This is a genomic window from Campylobacter gracilis (assembly GCF_018374135.1).
In the GTDB taxonomy this organism is placed as follows: domain Bacteria; phylum Campylobacterota; class Campylobacteria; order Campylobacterales; family Campylobacteraceae; genus Campylobacter_B; species Campylobacter_B gracilis_A.
Genome location: NZ_JAHAFS010000001.1, coordinates 109,287 through 130,103, shown reverse-complemented (window position 1 = coordinate 130,103; position 20,817 = coordinate 109,287). Strand labels below are relative to the sequence as shown.

17 protein-coding genes and 2 pseudogenes are annotated in these 20,817 nt (G+C 49.1%); 14 read left to right on the top strand and 5 right to left on the bottom strand.

What is annotated here, in order from left to right:
- Positions 1-171: 171 nt before the first annotated feature.
- Complete coding sequence (locus tag KH703_RS00730; RefSeq protein WP_304293261.1) at positions 172-582, bottom strand: hypothetical protein; 411 nt, start codon at positions 580-582, stop codon at positions 172-174.
- On the bottom strand, positions 575-1,447 hold the full coding sequence (gene rarD / locus KH703_RS00725; protein ID WP_304293259.1) for an EamA family transporter RarD: 873 nt from the start codon (positions 1,445-1,447) through the stop codon (positions 575-577). The genes KH703_RS00730 and rarD overlap by 8 nt, the downstream gene beginning before the upstream one ends.
- A 105-nt stretch (positions 1,448-1,552) precedes the next feature.
- Here rarD and KH703_RS00720 point away from each other — a divergent pair, with 105 nt between their 5' ends.
- Positions 1,553-2,896 (top strand): class II 3-deoxy-7-phosphoheptulonate synthase, encoded by a 1,344-nt coding sequence (locus KH703_RS00720; RefSeq protein WP_304293257.1) that lies wholly within the window; start codon positions 1,553-1,555, stop codon positions 2,894-2,896.
- 1,144 nt (positions 2,897-4,040) lie between these two features.
- On the opposite strand, the gene acpS is transcribed toward KH703_RS00720, so the two are convergent.
- The 3 genes from acpS to KH703_RS00705 are packed head-to-tail and all read right to left on the bottom strand — an operon-like array spanning position 4,041 to position 5,678.
- Entirely contained in the window at positions 4,041-4,412 is a 372-nt protein-coding gene (gene acpS / locus KH703_RS00715; RefSeq protein ID WP_298041033.1) for a holo-ACP synthase, read from the bottom strand.
- 28 nt (positions 4,413-4,440) lie between these two features.
- Positions 4,441-4,935 (bottom strand): peptidylprolyl isomerase, encoded by a 495-nt coding sequence (locus KH703_RS00710; protein WP_298041035.1) that lies wholly within the window; start codon positions 4,933-4,935, stop codon positions 4,441-4,443.
- An 8-nt stretch (positions 4,936-4,943) separates the two neighbouring features.
- On the bottom strand, positions 4,944-5,678 hold the full coding sequence (locus KH703_RS00705) for a YebC/PmpR family DNA-binding transcriptional regulator (protein ID WP_298041037.1): 735 nt from the start codon (positions 5,676-5,678) through the stop codon (positions 4,944-4,946).
- Between the two features lie 133 nt (positions 5,679-5,811).
- On the opposite strand from KH703_RS00705, the gene KH703_RS00700 reads away from it, so the two are divergent.
- The 13 genes and pseudogenes from KH703_RS00700 to KH703_RS00640 all read left to right on the top strand — a co-directional run bounded on the left by KH703_RS00700 (position 5,812) and on the right by KH703_RS00640 (position 20,764).
- Positions 5,812-6,027, top strand: coding sequence for a heavy-metal-associated domain-containing protein (locus tag KH703_RS00700; RefSeq protein ID WP_304293253.1), 216 nt, complete (start codon positions 5,812-5,814; stop codon positions 6,025-6,027).
- Between the two features lie 12 nt (positions 6,028-6,039).
- Complete coding sequence (locus KH703_RS00695; protein WP_304293251.1) at positions 6,040-8,217, top strand: cation-translocating P-type ATPase; 2,178 nt, start codon at positions 6,040-6,042, stop codon at positions 8,215-8,217.
- A gap of 421 nt (positions 8,218-8,638) precedes the next feature.
- A complete protein-coding gene (locus tag KH703_RS00690; RefSeq protein WP_304293249.1) occupies positions 8,639-9,889 on the top strand; it encodes an ankyrin repeat domain-containing protein in 1,251 nt (416 codons plus the stop codon).
- Between the two features lie 684 nt (positions 9,890-10,573).
- A complete protein-coding gene (locus tag KH703_RS00685) occupies positions 10,574-12,274 on the top strand; it encodes a Na+/H+ antiporter NhaC family protein (protein WP_304293248.1) in 1,701 nt (566 codons plus the stop codon).
- Positions 12,271-12,939: pseudogene (locus KH703_RS00680) on the top strand (tRNA (uridine(54)-C5)-methyltransferase TrmA); the annotation flags it as partial. The gene KH703_RS00685 and the pseudogene KH703_RS00680, both read left to right, overlap by 4 nt.
- Before the next feature lie 378 nt (positions 12,940-13,317).
- Positions 13,318-13,800, top strand: a pseudogene (locus KH703_RS09980) (methyltransferase domain-containing protein); the annotation flags it as partial.
- Positions 13,801-13,941, top strand: coding sequence for a hypothetical protein (locus KH703_RS00670; protein ID WP_298027739.1), 141 nt, complete (start codon positions 13,801-13,803; stop codon positions 13,939-13,941).
- 95 nt (positions 13,942-14,036) lie between these two features.
- A complete protein-coding gene (gene ilvA / locus KH703_RS00665) occupies positions 14,037-15,248 on the top strand; it encodes a threonine ammonia-lyase (RefSeq protein ID WP_005872070.1) in 1,212 nt (403 codons plus the stop codon).
- 1,044 nt (positions 15,249-16,292) lie between these two features.
- On the top strand, positions 16,293-17,006 hold the full coding sequence (locus tag KH703_RS00660) for a DUF4230 domain-containing protein (protein ID WP_304293246.1): 714 nt from the start codon (positions 16,293-16,295) through the stop codon (positions 17,004-17,006).
- Positions 17,007-17,477 (top strand): hypothetical protein, encoded by a 471-nt coding sequence (locus KH703_RS00655; RefSeq protein WP_304293244.1) that lies wholly within the window; start codon positions 17,007-17,009, stop codon positions 17,475-17,477.
- A 544-nt stretch (positions 17,478-18,021) separates the two neighbouring features.
- Positions 18,022-19,323 carry an anaerobic C4-dicarboxylate transporter family protein gene (locus tag KH703_RS00650; protein WP_304293242.1) on the top strand — a complete coding sequence of 434 codons (1,302 nt, stop codon included), beginning with the start codon at positions 18,022-18,024 and terminating at the stop codon, positions 19,321-19,323.
- Between the two features lie 19 nt (positions 19,324-19,342).
- Entirely contained in the window at positions 19,343-20,452 is a 1,110-nt protein-coding gene (locus KH703_RS00645) for a lyase family protein (RefSeq protein WP_304293241.1), read from the top strand.
- A gap of 51 nt (positions 20,453-20,503) precedes the next feature.
- Positions 20,504-20,764, top strand: a complete 261-nt coding sequence (locus KH703_RS00640; protein ID WP_304293239.1) for a hypothetical protein — start codon at positions 20,504-20,506, stop codon at positions 20,762-20,764.
- Positions 20,765-20,817 lie beyond the last annotated feature (53 nt).

The following is a 20,817-nucleotide window of genomic DNA, read 5'->3' as shown; positions in this document are numbered from 1 at the left end:
TTTATAAAACGCATGGAATTTTGTCGCTATGACGCAAGCGGTTTGCAAAATTCCGGCATGTATGTAAATTTTAAAAATTCCGAGAGTTGCGGCGCGTTAAATTATATAAATTTAGGCGTTAAAATTCTACCGATATAGACACCCGCGAAATTCGCCGCTTAAAATTTCGCGCTACAAATTCTTAAATTCCATCTCCAGCTGCTTGCGCCAGTCTTGCAGCGAGCGCTCTGCGTCCGCGGCGTATTTTTCGATAAGCGCGTCCGTTTTACTTAGAAACTCAAATAGCTTACCCTCCCACACGGCGGGATTTAGGTTGCTTTGATGCATCGTTTTGATATAGACTAACTCCTTGCTAAGAGCCTCAAGCTCGTCTAGATAACTCTCGCGAGCGCTTTCGTCGTGCAGTTCTAGCCGCTTTAGATCTCGCAGTTTGTCCTCTAAAATATCGCAAAATTTCATATATCTTTGCGAGCTAAGCTCTGGGTCTACGGCGTCTGCGCGCGCGGAAGCCTTTTGGACCTGAAAATACACGAGCGCGCCCACCGCAAGGGCGACTGCGAACATCAAAGCGAAATTAGCCATTTTTTCTCCTTAAGCCGTCCAAGCCCACGACTGCGAGCCCGAACCAAATTAGCGAAAAGCTCAAAATTTTGTAAGTCTCAAGCTCCTCGCCGTAGATAAATACTGCAATCAGCATGCTCATGCTAGGGCTGATGTATTGCATAAAGCCGATCGTAGATAGCGGCAGATACTGCGTGCTTACGGCGAAAGTAAGCAGCGGCAAAATCGTAATCAGCCCGCTTGCAAACAGCAGCGCGCCGCTTGCGTTAAAGCCGAAGGCGCCGCTTCCTTTTAGCGCGCAGTAGATCAGAAACGCAAGTGCGGGCAGCAGCATCAGCGTCGTCTCGCAAAACAGCCCCTCAAAGCTAGGCACTTTTACCTTCTTGCGTATGAGCCCGTAAAACGCAAAGCTAAGCGGTAGCACGAGCGAGATTATGGGAAGCCTGCCTAGCGCGTAAATTTGCACGCCGATAGCCGCAAAGGCTAGCAGCAAAGAAAATTTCGCCGCCGCGCTTAATCGCTCGCGCAGAAACAAAGCGCCCAAAAGTACCGAAAATAGAGGATTTATGAAATATCCGAGGCTGGTGGCTAAAATTTGATCGGAATTTACCGCGTAGATATAAATGCCCCAGTTTGTGCTGATAAGTAGTCCTGTACAAAGCAGCGTGAGAGCGATTTTAGGGGCGCTAAGAAGCCGTGCGACGTTTTTTAAGCGGTGCGTAAAACATAGAAAAACAAGCAGCAGCACGAAGGACCAAGCTATGCGATGTGCTAAAATTTGCACCGCGTCTACGCCCCGTATGAGCTTAAAATATATCGGAAAAACGCCCCACATAACAAAGGTGGCAAGAGCAAGCATTAGCCCTTTAGTGCGGTTTTCTTCCATAAAATTCCTTCCAAATTGCCTAAAGACGCTATTTTAAGATTTTTTGGGTTAATAAAAGCTTATTTCGGTATAATCGCGAAATTTTTACGAAACCTAGGAGGGGCTATGAGCTGGAGTAGGACGTCATGGAAAGATTATAAAATTTTACAGCAGCCGATTTATCAGGATGAAAGTGCGGTGCAGGCCGCTAAAGATCGCCTTTACAAGCTGCCGCCGTTAATTTTCGCGGGCGAGGTTCGCAACCTAAAAGCCGAGCTTGCGCGCGCCAGCGAAGGCAAGTCGTTTTTGCTTCAAGGCGGCGATTGCGCGGAGAGCTTTAATGATTTTAGCGCGAATAATATCCGCGATATGTTTAAAGTAATGCTTCAGATGGCGATTATTCTTACCTTTGCAGCGGGACGCCCCGTCGTTAAGGTGGGTCGTATCGCAGGGCAGTTCGCAAAGCCGCGCAGCAGCGACTTCGAGGAGGTTGGCGGCGTGAGTTTGCCTAGCTACCGCGGCGACATAATCAACGGATTTGAGTTTAACGAAGCGGCGCGCAAGCCAGATCCTGCCCGCATGATCGAGGCGTATCATCAAAGCGCTTCGACGCTAAATCTTCTGCGCGCCTTTTCTCGCGGCGGTCTTGCGAACCTGCACGAGGTGCATAAGTGGAATTTGGGCTTTTTGAAAAAGGGCGAGCTGGAGGCTAAATTTAACGAGCTGAGCGATGAAATTTCGCGCACGCTTAAATTTATGGAGGCGTGCGGGCTGAGCGCCGCTAACTCTCCGAGCCTTGCCGAGACGGTGCTTTACACCTCGCATGAGGCGCTTCTGCTGCACTATGAGGAGTGTCTGACGCGCATCGACAGCACCAGCGGCGATTGGTACGACTGCTCGGCGCACATGCTTTGGATCGGCGAGCGCACGCGCGGCGCGGACGATGCGCACGTGCATTTTTTAAGCGGTATCAAAAACCCTCTCGGCGTCAAGATCGGCCCGAGCGGCACCGCGGATGAAATTTTGCGCCTTTGCGACAAGCTCAATCCGCAAAACGAAGCAGGCAGGCTAAACGTCATCATCCGCATGGGCGCGGATAAGATCGGCGCGCGGCTGCCGCAAATTTTACGCGAGCTAAAGCGCGAGGGCAGAGCGATCCTATACAGCATAGACCCGATGCACGGCAACACCGTCAAGACCGCGAACGGCTACAAAACGCGCGAGTTTTCTAAAATTTTAAGCGAGGTTCAGAGCTTTTTCGAGATCCATGCTGCGGAGGGCACGCATGCAGGCGGCATCCATCTTGAGATGACCGGTCAAAACGTCACAGAGTGCACGGGCGGCTCGTTTAACGTAACGCAAGAGACGCTAAAACAGCGCTACGAAACGCAGTGCGATCCGCGTCTAAACGCAGATCAGGCGCTAGAGCTTGCGTTTTTGCTCGCCGATAATCTAAAAAAGGCGGAGTAGTTCGCCTTTCGTTGCGCGGGAATTCGGTCGCGGCTTGGAATTTTAGTCGTAGTTTTAGGCGTTTTGACGTAAGCCAGCGCTATGATTGCACGCTTTACGTTCTAAATTTAATCGTATCTTGGCGCGAGCGATTAAAACACGGCTCTAAATACGAGGCGGCTTTGGGCGCAGTCTTAAAGCGGTCAAAATATATACATTAAAATTTATACTTCGCGCGAAAACGTAAGCCGCGTAAACTCGCCGCCGAAATACGAGCAATTTAAAAATTTGCGGCGTCGCGCTTTGATAAAATTCCACTTTGCAGAGACTTGCGAACTTCTTGGCGGCTAAATTTAGCCCCGTGAGCTCGCGGCTTAAAATTTTAAATCCGCCCTGCATGGAATTTTTAAAATTTGCGCCGCCGTGAAATTTTAAAAATTTAGCGCTAAATTTGCAGCCCGCGGAATTTCATTTGTGAATTTCGCCGTGTAAATTTTGATCGCTCGCTGCTGTGGGCATGCCGCTTATCTGTGTGTGCTTAAACTAGCGGCAGACTAAGCGGTAAATGTAGCTACGCAAGCCCGCCTCCGTCTTTTCGCACATGGCGGTAGAGAATGCCGCGCTATCTGCGGCATTTGGCATAAGTACGGCGCAAAGCTCTTGCTTAAGATGGGCACGACGAACGCACGCCGTCGCGGCGCGTGTTTCATTGGCTCATGAACTTTCGCTTAATCTTTATGATGCGATACATTAGGAAGAGCAGGCTTCGTATCCGTTGTAAATTTCAAAGCGCAATTTCGCCGTGAAATTTTAATAGAAAATCTATGCTTCTGTCGCTAAATTCGGAGCTGAAATTTTACCTTTTGAGTTTATGCCGCCTCGCCGCTATAAAATTCCAAGTCTTAAATTTAAAGCAAAATTCTGCGGCGCAATGAAATTCCAAAATTTCGTTGCGGTAAATTTTGTGCTCTAAAATTTCATCCATGAATGTAGAATTTTAAGTCGGCAAATATAAAATTTGAGATAGTCAAAGGTTTGCTGCCGCATCGTGTACTGCACCGCGAAATACTACTCTACATAATCTGCGCCTAACCTCATAAATTTCGTCGTGCAAAATTTATGCAGAATTTACGCGGAGTTCTTGCTGTCGCGCCGCTTCGCTTCGTTACTTTGAGCGCGGCTTATTAAGTTTTAGTGCGACTACCGCGATTGCGACGTTTGCGTCGTGCGTGATGCTAAGGCTTCCGGATTTGATATGAAATTTTTTACGGATTTTTTTACGGATTTTTAAATGCGGCGCCCCCAGGGCGTCTTTGTAAATTTTAGCGTCTTTAAAGCCAAATTCCGCGCCGATGCCGGTGCCTAGCGCCTTGCTAAGCGCCTCTTTGGCGGCATAGATGCCCGCGATATTTTCATCGCGCAGCGCGGATGAGCGTTCGGATTTTTTTAAAATGCGCTTTAGAAATTTCGCGCCGTATTTTGCGCGAAGCGCCGCGATCCTGCGCACCGCGGTTATGTCCGTGCCGATCTTTATCACGGTCTGGCGCCCCGCGGTTTAAATTTAATCACGATTGCAGACTCTCTTTAATCTCGATATCGATGATCTTATCGCCCTGTCTGATCGCGTCCAAAACCGCCAGGCTAGGCTCATCTACGATCTGCCCGAACACCGTGTGCACGCCGTCTAGGTGCGGTTGCGCGCTGTGGCAGACAAAAAACTGACTACCGCCCGTATCGCGCCCCGCGTGCGCCATCGATAGCGCGCCGCGCACGTGCTTGTGCTTTTGGCGGTCGCATTCGCACTTTATACGCCAGCCGGGGCCTCCCGTGCCGGTGCCGCGCGGGCAGCCGCCTTGGATCACAAAATTTGGAATTACGCGGTGAAAATTTAGCCCCTTGTAAAACCCGCTGCGCGCGAGGCTAGCGAAATTCGTAACCGCCTGCGGGGCTTCGTCACCGAAAAGCTCCAGCTTCATATCGCCCTTTTCGGTTTTGATAACGGCGTATTTATCGCGCGCCAAAGCCTCTGCGTCGATGTCGTAAATTTTTAAGCTTTCCATTTTTTCTCCTATGCGATATTGGTGTAAACAGCCTGTACGTCGTCGTCATCCTCTAGCCGCTCGAGCAGTGTGTCTATGTCGCCAAGCTGCTCCTCGCTAAATTCGTGCTTTTCGTTGGCGACGAATTTTAAGCTTGCGCTGATGATCTCAAGCCCTATCTTTTCGATACCTTCGTTTAGAGTGCCGAAGCTTTCGTATTCGCCGTAGATTAGAAGCGTCTTTTCGAGCTCGCCCTTATCGTTTTCAAACTCGTTGATCTCAAGCTCGCTAAGACCGAAGTCGATGAGCTCAAGCTCCAGCTCCTCGATGTCGCGGCTCGGCAGCTTAGTCTCAAAAACGGCCTTGTGCGAAAACATAAATTTCAAACTGCCGCTCGGCAAAAACTCGCCCTTAGCTTTGTTTAAAATCGATTTTACGTTTGCGACGGTGCGGGTCGGGTTGTCGGTGGCGCATTCGATTATTAAAAGCGCGCCGTGCGGCGCCTTGCCGTCGTAAAAGATCGTTTTGATATCGGCGCTATCCTTGCCGCTTGCGCGCTTGATAGCCGCGTCGATGTTGTCTTTGGGCATATTTTGCGCCTTTGCCGTGGCGATCGCGGCGCGCAGTTTAGAGTTCATCAGCGGATCTTCGCCGCCCTCTTTCGCAGCCATCGTTATGGCCTTGCCCAGTTTTGGGAAAAGTTTGCTCATCTTCCCCCATCTAGCTTCTTTTGAAGCGCGTCTGTATTCAAAAGCTCGTCCCATAAAATTCCTTAAAGCTTAAATTTAAAAACGAGTGATTATAACGAAAAACCCTTAAATTTCAGGAGCGGGCGTTGAAATAAAATTTATTAAAAAGTAGTATAAGTTTTGAAATTTTAATCCAAAGGAGAGGCTCATGGTTTTGAAACAAAGCGTAAAATTTAAGGCGCAAAATATACACTGCGAAAACTGCGCGAGGACGATCAAAAACGCGCTCAAGGACGATTTCGGCGAGATCGAGGTGGACGTAGCAAGCGGAGTGGTGAGTTTAAGCTTAGATCCGCGCGACGAGGCTAAATTTAAAGAGGAGATGGACGATTTGGGCTTTAGCGTCGCAGAAAAGCTAGCCTGAGAAAACTAACGGATGCCAAGCAAAATCACTCTAAATATCGTCGGGATGAGCTGCGTAAACTGCTCCAATGCGATCGAGCGGGTAAGTCGCAAGATCGAGGGGGTGCAGGATGCGCACGTAAATTTCGCAAACGGCAGCGGCGAGTTCATACTTGCTGATCCGGCGCTTGAGGAGACGCTAAAAGCCAAGATCAAAAAGCTAGGCTACGACATCGCCGTAGATTACGAGGATTTGGAGCGCAAAAAGCGGAGTAATCTCAAAGCGGCGCTATTTAGGCTAATCCTCGCTCTCATTTTAGCCGCGGCGGTAATGGCGGTGGAGATGAGCGGGTTTTTAAGCTTCGTTCCAAAGGCGCTACTTTGCGCGGCGATGGCGTGCGTGAGCCTATTTTACTGCGGCAAGAGCTTCTTTTATCACGCTTACGGCTCGCTAAAAAACAGAAGCTTTGATATGAACGTACTCGTGGCGATGGGAAGCTTCTTCGCGTTTGCCTATTCGCTAACGGCCGCGGCGTGGGTCTATGCGCACGGCGCGCAGAACGAATTTACCAATCTTTATTTCTCGTCCGCCTCGATGATAATCGCCTTTATTTCGCTCGGCAAATACCTTGAAGAGCGCAGCAAGATGAAGGCGAACGACTACATCAAGGGGTTAATCGATCTAAGCCCCAAAACCGCGCTTTTGATCAAAGACGACGGCACGATAGCCGAAGTGCGCGCAGAAGCGCTAAAGCCAGGCGATAAGGTGCTAGTAAAAAACGGCTCGCGCATCCCTTGCGACGGGCTTATCGTCGAGGGCGGTGCGCAGATCGACGCTTCGCTCATCAGCGGCGAGAGCTTGGCGGTTTATAAAAGCGTAGGCGATGAGGTAAACGCAGGCTGCGTCAGCACTGACGGCGTCATCTACGTGAAGGCGACGAAATTCCCGCATCAGACGCTGCTTGCCGAAATTAAAAATCTGCTAAACGAGGCGGGCAACAAAAAGATGCCGATCGCGCGCTTTGCGGATAAAATTTCAAATGTCTTCGTGCCCGCGGTGATCTTGATCGCGTTTGTTAGCTTTATAGCGTGGATGGCGCTTGACGGGCGGCTCTCATATGCCGCATCCGCCGCTATCTGCGTGCTTATCATATCCTGCCCGTGCGCGCTAGGCCTTGCGACGCCGATCGCTATCGTCTGCGCGATCTCAAACGCCGCAAAGGCTGGAATTTTAATCAAAAATCCCGAAATTTTAGAAATTTTAAAGGACGCGGACGTTGCAGTTTTCGATAAAACCGGCACGCTTAGTAAGGGCGAAATTTCGGTAAGCTTCAGCGATCTGAGCGCCCAAGATCTCTACGCTCTAGCAAGCGCGCAAAAACTTAGCGAGCATCCGATCTCAAAGGCGATCGTAAAATTTGCCGAGCTGAAATTCGGCGAAATTTCTAAATTTAACGGCGAGTTCGAAAGCATCGCGGGAAAAGGTATCGTCGCTAAAAATCCCACCGGCGAAATCCTTTGCGGCAGTGCAGGCTTTCTGCGCGAGCGCGGCGTGGATGCGGGCGTCGAAGTAGAAGCGGAGGAGCTTTTAGACAAGGGCTTCGGCGTCGTTTACTGCGCGATAGGCGGCTCATACGCGGGCTTCATCGCATTTAGCGACGAGATCAGAGCCGAAGCGCGCGGCGTCGTGCAGACGCTGCAAAAAAGAGGCGTAAAAACCGTCATGCTAACGGGCGATAACGCCAAAACGGCAAATTTCGTCGCTCGCAACCTCGGCATCGACGAGGTAAGAAGCGGAGTGCTTCCAAGCGGCAAATATGAGTTCATCAAATCCCTGACGGACGAAGGCAAGCGGGTGCTTTTCGTGGGTGACGGCGTCAATGACGCGCCGAGCTTAAAAGCCGCTAGTATCGGCATCGCGATGAACGGCGGCAGCGACGTAGCCAAGGGCGCGGGCGACGTGATCTTTATAAAAAACGACCTTGAAAGCGTGCTGTATCTATTCCGCCTAGGCGGTGCCGCCATGCGGACGATCAAACAAAACCTCTTCTGGGCGCTGTTTTACAACGCCGTATGTATCCCGATCGCAGCAGGCGCGCTATATCCAGCGCTTGGCGTGCTTCTAAAGCCGATGTACGGCGCTGCCGCGATGTGTTTTAGCTCCGTGACGGTCGTGTTAAACTCCATCAGATTGAAATTTGCTAAATTTTAACGCGACGAAATTTTAATTTGCTCCGCGCAAAACGCGTAAAATTCTTCCATTCTGCAAGGAATTCTACCTCGCAAATTCTATCTCGTTACTAATGCGCGTAGAATTCCACGGAGGAGCTGCGTTTGTAAAATTTTATTTCACGATAAACCTAGCACGGAATTCCACTAGATTTGTACAGCTTGCAAAATTTTATTTTACCGCTAGCTCGCGCGCAAATTTTAAAATTTTTAATGTCGCCGATCGCTGTGCCCTCATATAGTACCCTCCATTGCTGCGCCTATAACTACCATTATTTAACGTCGCTGCGCCGTAAAATTTTAAAAATTCCGCAAAATTTTATAAGGTTGAAAGGAATTCCATAAAATTCCACCGCCCGCACTAAGTTTTAATAAATAAATTTAAAGGTAAAATAACGCTTCAAATGCAATTCGAGGTAGCGATGCGAAAGATTCTAATGGGTTCGTTTGTTTTTTGCGGCACGCTTTTTGGCGCTTCTTGCGAGCAGATGCTAAGCGATCCGCGCGGCTTTTTTAGCAAAGAGCCTGCGGACGAAGAGCTGCTGCAAAGCGATTTTGGCTGTAAAGGCTCGCTAGCTGGCGCAGAATTTTTGCAAAATTTAAAAAGCGCGGCTTCTGAGATCAGGGACGAAAATATCGATTGTGTCGGTAACGAAGCCTTGCTGAACGAAAAAGGGCTTGAGCGAACCTTGGCATTTGCGGGGATGGATGGCGAGGGCTTTTTAAGCTATGCCAAAGAGAAAAACTACGCGCGAATTAGCGAAAAATCGCTTGAAGCCTTAGAATTTTACTCCGAGCGCAAGATTGGAAATTTCATCGCTTATGGCAATTTTATGGGCGAGATCCCGGCAGCCAGGGAGGCGTTAAGAGATTATTTCGCCGCTAAATTTAACAAAAACGACGCCGATGAGCTGGCAAGCGCCGTGATAGCGGAATTTATCGCATACGCTGCAAAGGATCGCAAGGCAGGGGATTACGGTGAGCTTGAGCTGGCACTAAAAGGCGGAGTAGGCGCAGATGAGTTTCGTACGCTACTTTTTAGCAAGGATTTTGCGATTTACGAGCTTGATAATGCCCTGGATCTGGCACTTTTGCTAGGATATGACGAGCGTTTTAGCGGTGCTTTGATCGAGCGAGGTGCGCAGGTGAATGCGGGTGAGGAAAACTCTCTATTTTACGCGATGAATAACGTTCAAAGCGCTAAATTTATGATCTCTAAAGGCGCTTTGGTTGGCTATAAAAACTCGCTTGGGCAAACTCCGATATTTTTCGCCGCCGCGGCAAAAAATTATGAGCTCGTAAAGTTGCTAATCTACTCGCACGCTAGCGTAAATGTCCGCCAGATCGGCAGCGCTGAAGCTCAGGCTCTAGCGTCGCTAGGCGAGCGTAGCGACGGCTGTGAACGTTCGGGCGCGGGTAAGACACTGCTGATGTTTGCGGCGCAAAAAAGTACCAAGCAGATCGTTGAATTGCTCGTAAAATCGGGCGCAAACGAAAAAGCAGTCGATGAGTCGGGGCTAAATGCGCTAGACTACGCGCTTGCGGGTGGTGAAGCGGCTACGCAGAGCTATTTGCGCTCGCTTGGATTAAGTCCTACGCAAGTAAGCGATGATTTTACGAGCGATCCGCAAGATGCACCTGAGCGTGAAAATTAGCGGGCTTGATTTAAAGGGTCGCTCGCCGCTTCGTCGTCGTTTTAGGTTTGCGGCGTTTTGGGTTTGTAAAAGCTTTATGAGCTTTAAATTTAGAGTTTTGTCTCTTTGTAAATTCTATAAATTTAGCGGATTTTTCGAGTGCAATTTGGTGAAATTTAACGCTTTAAAATTTTATCGCTTTGCTTGCGCAGGTTGCATGCACTGAAATTTTATAAACGCGCAGGCAGGCTTGAGAAATGGCGATTTGTGCGTTTATGCGCGATAAAATTTTTGCCGAGGGATTTTGGTTCGCGATCAAGAGCGGGATTTTGTCAAATTTTGTGCGATAAACTTATCGCTTTTGCGACAAAGTAAGCATCGCAGTATTGTAGAATCTTACCTTGATTTGAAGCTTTTGCTATGTTAAGTAAAATTTTAAATTCACTTATAAAACGCTTTTGATTACGCCGCGCGCGGTATTTTGCACCGGAAGAATTTTGCTGCGCGACAAGTTACTTAAAAATGCGTTCGCAAAATTGCAAACTCAGCAAAATAGCAGAGCTTGCTGCGCGATTAAGGCGCTCAATAATCGCCGTAAAAGAAAGCACGCAATACAAATAATTGCTGCAAGGCGCGCAGAATTTTAAAATTTAACCCCCGATTGGAGGTTAAATTTTAAAATTTTATCAACCATCAAGGATTAAAATGTTAAAAAATTTGCTTATCTTTACGGCGATTTTTTTGCCCGCGCTGGCGCTTGCGGACGTGGAGCCCGCCGTGCGAAACAGCGAGCTTTACGGCGTGCTGACGCTTATACCGCCGGTTGCGGCGATCGTACTTGCTTTCATCACCAAGGACGTGATTTTGTCGCTGTTTTTGGGCGTGCTAAGCGGGACTTTTCTCGTCGGTATGGTAGATCACGGCATCACGGCTTCGGCGCTTTTTGCCTTTACGAACCTGTGCTCGCGCATGGTAAAATCGATGGCGGATACGTGGAACGCTGGCATTTTACTTCAGGTTATGTGTATCGGCGGGCTCATCGCTCTGGTGACCAAAAGCGGCGGCACGAAGGCGCTTGCCCTATGGCTTAGCAAGCACGCAGACACTCCCGTTTTGGGTCAAATTTACACTTGGCTCATGGGTATCGTGATATTTTTTGACGATTACGCAAACGCGCTGATCGTGGGCCCTATCATGCGACCGCTTATGGATAAATTTAAAATTTCGCGCGCAAAATTCGCCTTCATCATCGACGCGACCGCCGCACCTATTACTGGCATCGCTGTGATCTCCACGTGGGTCGGAGTTGAAATTTCGGCGATCAAAGAGGCCTACTCACAGATCGGCGTAGAAAACATAAACGCCTTCACCGTCTTTGTTGAGACGATCCCGTATAGATTTTATAACATTTTCATGATCTTTTTCGTAGTCGCTACCGCCGTAATGAGTAGGGAGTTTGGCTCGATGTATCGCGCAGAGATCGCATCTCGCGGCGGCAAGAGCGGAGCTGCGGATTTTAAGATCAAAAATTTAGAGGATCAAATTTTCGTACCCAAAGAGGGCGTCGCGCTTCGCAAGCTAAACGCGATAATCCCGCTAGGAGCGATGATTGTCCTTTCCGTCATCGGGTTTTACTTTAACGGCTACAGCTCGCTGGAGGGCGAGACTTTGGAGGCGGTCAAGGCAGCCCCTCTTAGCTTTACTTCTATCCGCACCGCATTTAGCGCGGCGGATGCCTCGGTCGTACTGTTTCAATCCGCGCTCTTTTCATCGATCATCGCCGTTGTTTTAGGCATCGCGCAAAAAATTTACGGCGTCAAAGAGGCGATCGAGGTCTGGGTGGGCGGCTGGAAAAGTATGCTAAATACCGTCATAATCCTGCTTTTTGCGTGGTCGCTAAGCTCTGTTATCAAAGAGCTAGGCACTTCGCGTTACTTGGTAGAGCTTCTAAGCGACGCTACGCCGCGCTTTGCTCTTGCGATCGTGATTTTCGTGCTTAGCTCGTTTATCTCATTTTCAACGGGTACGAGCTTCGGTACCATGGGTATCGTCACTCCTTTAGCCGTGCCTCTTGCTCACGCCGTAGGGCAAAAATATGGCCTTAGCGGCGAGGAATTTCACGTTTTTATGTGCGTAAATATCAGCGCGGTGCTTACGGGAGCGATATTTGGCGATCACTGCTCGCCGATTTCGGATACGACGATCCTCTCTTCGATGGGCGCAGGCTGCGATCACATCGAGCACGTAAGCACGCAGATGACCTATGCGCTGGTCGTTTGCGGCATCAGTATCGTTTGTGGCTATCTGCCTGCGGGCTTTGGGCTTAGCGTGTGGGGATGTCTGATCTTGGGTATCGCGGCTATCATTCTTTTACTGCGCGTGGTGGGTAAAAGAGTGGATGTATGAATTGCGAAAGCTTCGGTAGCTGCGGTAGCTGCACGCTCGGCGAGCCCTATGAGGATCAAATTTTATACAAAAAGCGTCTGATCGCCGATAAATTTAGAGAATTTTTTGACGGCGAGTTTGAGTTTTTTGCCTCAAGCCCACAAAATTACCGCATCAGGGCGGAATTTGGCATCTGGCACGATATTTGGCATAGCGCATTTGATCTTGCCTACACGATGGGCGGCGCACGTAGCAAGAAAATTTTAATTAACGAATGCCCCAAGGTGGCGCTTCCTATCGCAAATTTAATGCCGCGGCTGCTAGAGGCGCTTAGACGGAGCGAAGCTTTAAAAGAGAAGCTATTCGGCGTCGAGTTTATCTCGTGCGCTAGCGGGATTTTGGCGACGTTGCTTTATCACAAGCGCCTGGGCGAGCGCGAGCAGGAGGCGATTTGCGAGCTGGCGGACAAGCTTGGCATCAGGGTCATGGCTCGCGCACGCGGACAGAAGCTTCTAAGCGGCGAGCTAAGCCTCACGGATGAGCTTTGCGTGGACGGGCGAGTTTATAAATTTTGCTTCGGCGAAAACGCCTTCATCCAGCCAAACCGCGGCGTGAACGAAAAGATGATCGCCTGGGCGAGAAGTTGCGTGGACTTCGGCAAAGAGGGCACGAGCGAGGTGTGCGCCGCGCAGAATTTCGTCACGAGGAATTCCATAGCAGAGAATTCTGCTGCGCAAAATTCTACGGATCGAAATTTTGCTTCTGAAAATTCCGCCGAATTTGACGCCGCTTGCCGAAATTCCGTTAAAGCAAATTCTGCTCGCGCAGAATTTAACGGCGAAAATTCCGTGAAATTTAACTGTGCGTCCGCAGACGAGGGCACTACGGATAAAAATTCCGCTCATAAGGATTTGGATGCGCAAAATTCCGCCTCTCAAAATTTCATCGAACAGAATTTGACCGCGCAAAATTTAGATTGTGAAAAGCAAAGCGTGCAAAATTCAGCCTGTGAAAATTCCGCCGCGCAAAATTCGAGCTGCGAAAAACATTCCGTGCACCCGGAAAGCTCCGCCGCGCGCGATCTGCTGGAGCTGTACTGCGGACACGGCAACTTCACCATCCCGCTTGCGGCTAAATTTAATCGCGTGCTGGCGAGCGAAATTTCAAAAAGCTCGATTGCGAATGCCCGCATAAACTGCGAGCTCAACGGCGTTTACAACGCGCAATTCGTCCGCCTTAGCGCGGATGAGCTGATGAGTGCGTTTGCGCGCAGGCGTGGGTTTGAGCGGCTAAAGGGGATCGATATTTTCAGCTACGATTTTTCGCACGTCTTGATCGATCCGCCGCGCGCGGGGCTGGAGCCTAGCGTGATTGATTTCATAAAAAATTTTCAAAATTTGATCTACATCTCCTGTAATCCGCAGACGCTTTTTGAAAATTTGCGCTCGCTTTGCACTACGCACGAGGTGCGCAGATTTGCGATCTTCGATCAGTTCGCGCATACGGCGCATATCGAATGCGGCGTGCTGCTAAAGCGCAGGAGCTAGATGAGCTTAAAACCGAAGTCGCGCATTTGCGGCGAGAGTTTGAGTTGCGCCTCGTATGTTAGGAGCCTAGCGGCTGAGATTTTATCCGAAACATCGCTTATCGGCAAAAGCGAGCAAACCCGCGGTAAGACGCCGTTTTAAGTGCTGCGATTTTTAAAAATTTCGACCGGCTGAGAGATAAAATTTCGCCTAAAAATATGTATAATAACAAAATTTAAAATTACGAAAGGAAATAGATGGTTGATCTAAATAAAATCATCCAAGCAAAGCGCACGATAAACGATTTCGTCTATAAAACGCCCTTTGCTCTGGCGCCGAAGCTCAGCAAGCTTTACGGCGCGGAAGTGTATCTCAAAAGCGAGAATTTGCAGCGCACCGGCGCATATAAGATCCGCGGCGCTTACAATAAAATCGCGCACCTAACGGATGAGGAGCGGGCGCATGGAGTAATAGCCGCAAGCGCGGGCAACCACGCCCAGGGCGTAGCGATGAGCGCGCAAAAATTCGGCGTGCATGCCGTGATCGTAATGCCTGAAGCCACGCCGCTACTTAAGGTAAGCGGCACGAAGGCTCTGGGCGCGGAGATCATCCTAAAGGGCGATAATTTCGACGAGGCGTACGCGTTTGCACTGGAATATGCCAAAGAGCATAATTTGACGTTCGTGCATCCCTTCAACGACGAGTTCGTCCAAGCGGGCCAGGGCACGATCGCGCTTGAGATGATCGAGGAGGTCGCAGATCTTGAATACATCGTCGTTCCCGTAGGCGGTGGCGGGCTTGCTACGGGGGTTTGCAGCTGTGCCAAGCAGATCAACCCCGACATCAAAATCATCGCCGTAGCCGCCAAGGGCGCGCCCGCGATGCACGATAGCTTCGTCGCGAAAAAGCCGCTAAATTCCAAATCCGTCCGCACTATCGCCGACGGCATCGCCGTGCGGGATACGAGCGAGATCACGCTTAGCACGATCATCGAGTGCGTCGATGAGTTCGTGCAGGTCGATGACGAGGAGATCGCAAGCGCGATACTCTATCTGCTCGAACAGCAAAAAATCATCGTCGAGGGCGCGGGCGCGGCGGGCGTAGCGGCGCTGATGAACGCGAAATTTGCATTCCCCGCCGGCGCAAAGATCGGCATCATCCTAAGCGGCGGCAACATCGACGTACAGATGCTAAACATCATCATCGAGAAAGGCCTTATCAAATCGCACCGCAAGATGACGATCAACGTCACGCTCGTCGATAAGCCGGGCGCGCTTACGGGACTTACCGAAATTTTGCGCCGCGCCAACGCAAACATCGTCAAGATCGACTACGACCGCTTCTCGACCAATATCGAGTACGGCGATGCGCAGATCACGATCACGCTTGAGACCAAAGGCAAGGCTCATCAAGAGGACATCGCCTGGGCGCTCAAAAACGCAGGGTATGATTTTAGGGAGATTTTATAAAATTACGCTGGAGTTTGTAAAATTTATTTTCGCTCGTGAATTTGTCTGAAATTGCCAAATTTACTCGCTTGCATCCTGATCGCGGCTTGCGGTTTTAAATTTTACGTAGAATTTAAAATTTCAAATATGCGGCGCAAGCCGCAATTTAAATAAACGCAGACACAGTCCGCCCCGCTTAAAGCGTCGTAGGGGGTTAGGGGATTTTAAGGGGGAAGGGGAGCGCCTCGCAAAACGAGCGTAGCGACGCAAGGCTCTTAGCCTGCGGCGTTTCTTGCGAGCGCAGCGAAGCAGAGCAAGTAGCGTCCCTTCCCCCTTAAGAGAAACTTCGTGGTGAACTAATCCTCCTGCGACGCTTTAAGTGGCACGGGCTGCGCCTTAGTTTAATTCTAATGAAATAAACAAGCATAAAATTTCGAGAATTGCAATTCAAATCTTATTAAAATTTAGCGCGAGCGTAGCTCACCCTTCTAGCGTCGCGCGGGTGGGGCAAAATTTTAAAAAGTCGTGGGGCGGGCGCGCCTCGCAACTCTGAGCGCCGCCCCCTTACGTATTATACATAATATATACACCTGATTAAAATTTATATCGTTAAAATTTCAAAAGACCTAAGCCTTAGTAAGCTAAATTTGTAGAGATTTCGCCACGTTAAATTTTTTGAGTATTTTTAGCTCTTGGTATATTTCTCTTGGGGTGGGAAGGGGGCTTGAATTGCGAGGTCGCTCCCCTTCCCGCCCCAAACCCCACCCATCATTCCCCGACGACGCTTTAAGCGGTGCAGGCTGCGCCTAAGTTTAATTCTAATGAAACGAACAAGCATAAAATTCCGTGTGTTGTAATTCAAGCCATATCAAAATTTAACATTAGCCACAAGGCTGACCCCTGACACGCTCAAGAGGCGGACTACGTCCGCGCATTCTTATTTTGCGGCTTCGCCGCATGCTTTGATTTTAAAATTTCTTGCCGCAAAAATCATAAAATTTCAATTACGCTACAAATCGGCGCTGTATTTTGCTAAAATACCGATAAAATTTTAAAGGATGAAATTTGGAAAATTTTGCTTTTCTTCTAAATTTAGTGATATTTTGCATCTTGGTTTTTATGTTTTTTAAGATGCGCAAAAGCGGCGAGCAGGCGAGCAAACCGCAGATCGCCACCGACATCACGCGGCTTAAAAGCATCGGCGAGCTGAGCGTTTTTAAAATTTACTCCAAAGAGATCGTTACGCGCAAGCAAAACGTAGGCAGCGGGCTGCTGGGCTCGCTCGTCTCGCCGCTGATGACGAAAAAGCAGATCGCCATCATCTTCGAGTTTGAGATCGAATTCGTTTACGACTTGCTAAGCCCTGAGTTTGCGATATTGCCGCAGGGCGAGGATCACTACGAGATCAAGATGCCGCCGTGCAAATACAAATACTCGATCAAAGATATGAAAATTTACGACGAGAAAAACGCCAAGCTGCTGCCATTTTTGCTGCCCGATTCGCTAAACGGGCTATTCGGCGCGAGCTTTGATGAAAGCGATAAAAACCACCTCATCGACGACGCAAAGGACGAGGTCAAGCAGCTCTCACTAAAAATCATCAACGATCTGGGCGGCAAGATCCACAAATCCGCGACCGACACGCTGGAAGCGATCGCCAAGAGCTTCGGCGCGAAGGAGGTCGGATTTATCTTCCAGGACAAGGCGCTTCAAACGATCGACATAAACTCCAGCGAGATCGCAATCGATAAGTCGCTAAAATCGCAGATCGAGAAGTAGATGGAGCTTTTTAAGGCGCTTTTTAAAATTTATTTCGCCCGCATGCTCGCGTTTATGGATGCTTGCGCAAGGGCTTGGCAGCGATTTTATGAGCCTATCAGGCTGCGCAAAGAGAAAAAGCGACTGCGCGCGAAGGGCTATTTTACCGAGGATGCGACGTGGGCGGAGTTTTTCGCTGATTTTAAATTTTGCAAATGCTTTATCATCAAAAAAATCCTCTATCCAAACTTCTACGCGATCAAAAACTCCTCCAAATGGGAGGCGGGCTCAAAGCGAGCTAGTTTTACGGTAGGCTCGTTTGCATACGACGAGATCGCGTGGGTGTGGGTGCCGCGAGCCTTCGACGGCGGGCGAAAAAACGATCTAGCGCAGCTAAAAGATCTACTACAAAAAATCCCTGCGCTGCGCTACGAGCAGAGCGATACGGGGATTAAAATTTTCGGCTACGAGTGCGGCGAAGGGACCTTGTAATTGCGCAAAGCATGACTTTAATCTGCAAAAGGCGCTTTTTGATCGCGTAAATATCCTTTATCTTGTTGCACAGCTTCTGTTTGAGCTTGCAGACAGTGGCTGCTTGGTTTATCTTTGCACCGAGTAGAGGCTTACCGCGAGCGTATAGTGCGATTTGCTGCAATCCTCTAAAATAAGAAATTTAAGCTTGCTCTCTAAAATGAGCCGGACAGGGGGTTTAAATGTTAATTAGTTTAGTCATATTTGCTTATTTTTACTACTTTAGCGATTTGAATTCGATCTTCTCCTAGGTAAATTTTTAATCCTTACCCCCGTTCATATTACCTATCCATTCGGCACGATAAATTCTTGGTACAATAAATTCTTTAAATTTCATTCGTAGCGAAGTGCAGATTAAAACGCTGTTTCGCCATAAATTTTAAAATTTAATGCAAAATTTTTATCTGCAGTTAAAATTTATCATTTTTTTGTCATTTTTTCTAATTATAATTCTTCGCATAGGACGTCTTTAAAAAAGCTGAGTTTTGGTAAGAAAGGAGATAAAATGCTGTATCTTGAAGTAGCGATCCTGCTTGGAAGTATCGCGTTGGCTGCGAAGCTGGGCGGTATCGGCGTGGGTATCGCTGGAGGCTTTGGGCTCACAATTGTGGTTTTTGCGCTGGGACTAACCCCCGGCGAGATCCCTATCACCGTCATGCTCATCATCATGGCGATCATCTTGGCGCTTAGCGTAGTACAAAAAGCAGGCGGCATCGACTACATGGTCAAGCTCGCCGGTATCGCGCTACGCAAGCATCCAAAATACATAAATTTCCTAGCCCCGTTAATTGCCTTTATCCTAACGGTCATCACGGGCACGGGTTATAGTTCTCTTTCGATTTTTAACATCATTCAAGAGGTCGCCAAACAAAACGGCGTGCGCCCCTCTCAGCCGCTAAGCTCGGCGGTCGTAGCGTCGCAGCTTGGCATCACGGCTTCGCCGATCTCTGCGGCTACGGCGACAACCTTCGTATACGTCGAGCAGATGGGCGTTAGCTTTAGCTCAATGCTTTGTGTTATCGTGCCCGCCGCACTTTTTGGCGTCTTGGTGGCTGCGCTGGTTTCGAGTTTTCAGGGCTGCGAACTCAAAGACGATCCGATCTATATTGAACGGCTAAAACAAGGGCTCGTAAATTTGGGCGGCAAGCAGATGGACGAGGAGCAAACTAAGGGCACCAAAATTTCTGTCTGGCTATTTTTGGGCGGCGTCGCGTTTATCGTCGGTATGCTACTTTTTAAAAAGCAGATCGGACACAGCCTCGCCACGCGCGATCTTATTATTATCTCAATGTATTTCATTTCGGCGCTGATTATCTATTTTTCAAAGATAAATTTAAGCCAGGTTAAAGAAACCCCGATCTTTAAAGACGGCGCGCAGTCACTTATAGTGGTCCTTGGTATCGTATGGCTGAGCGCGACGATTTTGGGCGCTCATACCGAGGAGATTAAAACTTTTTCGAGTACGATTTTAAAAGAATATCCGGGATTTTTAGCTGTGATATTTTTTATCGCTAGCTCCATGCTCTTTTCGCAGGGTGCAACGGCGGCGCTTTTGGTACCTTTAGCCGTGCAGCTAAACGTGGATGCACAGACGATACTAGCTAGCTTCGTTGCGGCAAGCGCGCTGTATATCACGAACATCTATCCGACCACGGCTTTTGCGATCGCTATAGACGATACGGGCTCATATATGGATAAAAAATGGAACGGCTCGTTTATCGTAAATCATCCGTTTTTCTTACCGGGCTTGCTTGGGATTTGCGCGGCGGTGCCGTTTGGCTTTTTACTTGCAAAAATTTTTGTATAATTCACATAAAGGATAAAAAATGAGAAAAGACAGCGATTTTTTAGGCGAAGTCGAGCTAGAAGATAGCGTGTATTACGGAGTGCAAACCCTACGAGCGATGAGAAATTTCGCCGTTTCGGGCGCTAGCCACTACGACGTAGAAGGATATATACAAAGCGTAGCTTTAGTTAAAAAGGCCGCAGCGATCGCAAATTTTAGATGCGGCGCGCTTAGCGAAGAGGTCTGCAGCGCGATTTGCAAGGCGGCGGATGAAATCATCGCGGGAGGCTTGAGCGAAAATTTCCCCATAGACGCCTTCCAAGGCGGTGGCGGAACGTCCACGAACATGAACGCAAACGAGGTCATCGCGTGCCGCGCAAATGAAATTTTGACCGGTGCCAAAGGTTATGAGCGCGTGCATCCGAATGATCACGTAAATATGGGCCAGTCTACCAACGACGTTATCCCCGCCGCGCTCAAAATCGCCGCGCGGGGCTATTTGCAAAATTTGCTAGCCGCATTAGCGGGGCTTGAAAAATCTTTTGCCGCGTTGCAGAACAAATATCAAAACGCTATCAGGCTCGGCAGAACCTGCCTGCAAGACGCCGTACCGATGAGCTTCGGGCAGTATTTTAGCGGCTATGTATCTTTTACCAAAAGGGCTCAGGCTAGGGCGCGAAATTTGATGGATAGCTGCCTAGAATTGCCGCTTGGAGCTACCGCCGTGGGCACTAGCCTTAGCGTAAAAGAAGGCTACCTGGATGCCGTTTATACGGCACTCGGCGAGATAACGGGCGCTAAATTTAAAAGAGAGGAAAATTTCTTCGACGGACTGCAAAATGCCGATATTTACGTTGAAATTTCAGCCTTTTTCAAAAGCGTCGCCGTGTTTTTATCCAAGGTTGCGACCGATTTTAGGATTTTATCCTCGGGACCGCGCGCGGGCATAAACGAGCTCGTACTTCCTAGCGTGCAGCCGGGAAGCTCGATAATGCCCGGCAAGGTAAATCCCGTCATTCCCGAGCTCGTCAATCAAATCGCTTACCAAGTTTGCGGCAACGACGTTGTGATCGGCATGAGTGTGGAGGGAGGGGAGCTTGATCTAAATGTCTGGGAGCCCGTCATCATCAAAAACCTCTCGGAGTCGTAAAAACTGCTTAAAAACGGTATCGCAATCTTTTGCGAAAAGTGCATCGACGGCGTGCTAATAAATGAAGAAAGATGCAAGGAATTCGCCGCCAACAGCACCGCACTAAGCACGATCATCTCCTCGATCTGCGGCTATAAAACGGCAACCAAGATCGCCCGACACGCCTACGAAAAGGGTGTTAGCGTTAAAACTGCGGCGATGGAACTAGGCGTGCTAAATCAGGCACAGGCGGATGAAATTTTAGACCCGTTTGCTATGACCGACCCTGCTTTAAGCGATGCTATCGTGAAAAAATTTAAAGGCAAAATTTAGCAAAGCGGTTCTATTTTATTGTGTCGCATGCGAAACAGGGCGCGCCAAACGCG